The sequence below is a fragment of the Aneurinibacillus aneurinilyticus ATCC 12856 genome (assembly GCF_000466385.1).
GTDB lineage: Bacteria > Bacillota > Bacilli > Aneurinibacillales > Aneurinibacillaceae > Aneurinibacillus > Aneurinibacillus aneurinilyticus.
The window spans coordinates 1-1,358 of sequence record NZ_KE952788.1; the positions used below are offsets into that span (position 1 = coordinate 1).

Consider the following 1,358-nt stretch of genomic DNA (forward strand, 5'->3'; position numbering starts at 1 on the left):
TGGATCATACTGGATAATCAACACCCTTGATAAATTCCCTAAGTTTTATTAATACACTTCTCTAACAGTAAGTTCTTCACTAATAGTAAATCTAAATCCATCTTCACGGATTCTCTTTACTGTTTCTTTTACAAATTTGTCTGCATTTTCTATAGCTTCTTCAGCTACCATGATACCTTTTTTAGTTATTTCATCTTTAGCTAACATTTCGGCACCGATGATTAGTGGTATTGCTGTAAGTGGAGCCATGTTTCCTGCTACTCTTCCTACATAAGACATACTTTTACCATCTTTTTCACCGTGTAGCTCTGTGGCTGCACATGCAGTAACTCCCTTTAAAAATTCCCTAAGTTCTTCTTCTGTCATTGCTGGTTTGCTTGCTTTTTGTGCTAATAATACGGCTAGTGCAAAGTCACGAGGTGATACAGGATTACCATTGATATCAAGTGGATGATTGGATGTAAGTCCTGCTAAACTAAGGTCTTTAAAGCCTTCGTATGCTGATACTGGTTCAAGGCTGAATCTTACAGATACGTTTTGAATTCCTGATGAGTATCTAGGGAATGTAAATACTTCAGGATGACCTATTCTTGTAACTTTACGGATACCATAAGGTTCTCCAAAATCGAAATCCCATTCTTCACGGAATGAAGGTTCATTTAATTTTTCTCCGTTTTTAATATATGGAGCATTGTGTACACATTCTAACATATGTCCAAGTACTGCAGGGCCTCCTGGTTCTTTCTCATCGCATGCAAAGTAAAATATAGCTTCGTTTAATGAATCGAAATAGCGTTGTTCTGCACTACATGCTAGTACTGATAGAAATCCTGGGCTTGCACCAAGACCCATTATCATACTAAGACCTTTTTCTTCAGCTTTCTTTGGCAAGTCTGATTCAAATATTTCATTGAATGCTTCAATGTCATCGCAGAAATCTATATAGTGTTTGCCAGCCTTAATTGAAGTTTCTATAATCTTGTATGCAAGAATATGATAAGGACCTGTACAGTTAGCAACTACATCACAATCCTTTATAAGTTCGTATAATGCTTCTTCGTCAGAAACATCAACTTCAGCTGCTTTCACTATTGGTGAGTTAAGATCTTCTACAATTTTCTTATTTTTTTCAAGATTACGAGATGAAATTATTACCTCATCAAAAGTACTACCATGATTGATTAAATCTCTAATACCATAAAGTGCTTGAGAACCTGCTCCACCTAATACAACTAGTTTCATAATAATCCTCTCCTTAAATCTTCACTATTATTTGCTTCTAGACTCTTGCATTTTTCTGTTTAACTCTAAAAATGGGCATATGGCATAGTGGCGCAGGACGGTCACGACATCCAGGC

At 36.3% G+C, this 1,358-nt stretch carries 1 protein-coding gene; it reads right to left on the reverse strand.

Annotated features, from left to right (window positions below; genetic code table 11):
* Nucleotides 1-48: 48 nt before the first annotated feature.
* On the reverse strand, nucleotides 49-1,242 hold the full coding sequence (locus tag HMPREF0083_RS12450; RefSeq protein WP_021621750.1) for a saccharopine dehydrogenase family protein: 1,194 nt from the start codon (nucleotides 1,240-1,242) through the stop codon (nucleotides 49-51).
* Between the last annotated feature and the right edge of the window lie 116 nt (nucleotides 1,243-1,358).

Bases quoted from the DNA above. Each gene is read 5' to 3' on its own strand.
- HMPREF0083_RS12450 (WP_021621750.1), bottom strand. From the start codon at position 1,242: ATGAAACTAGTTGTATTAGGTGGAGCAGGTTCTCAAGCACTTTATGGT.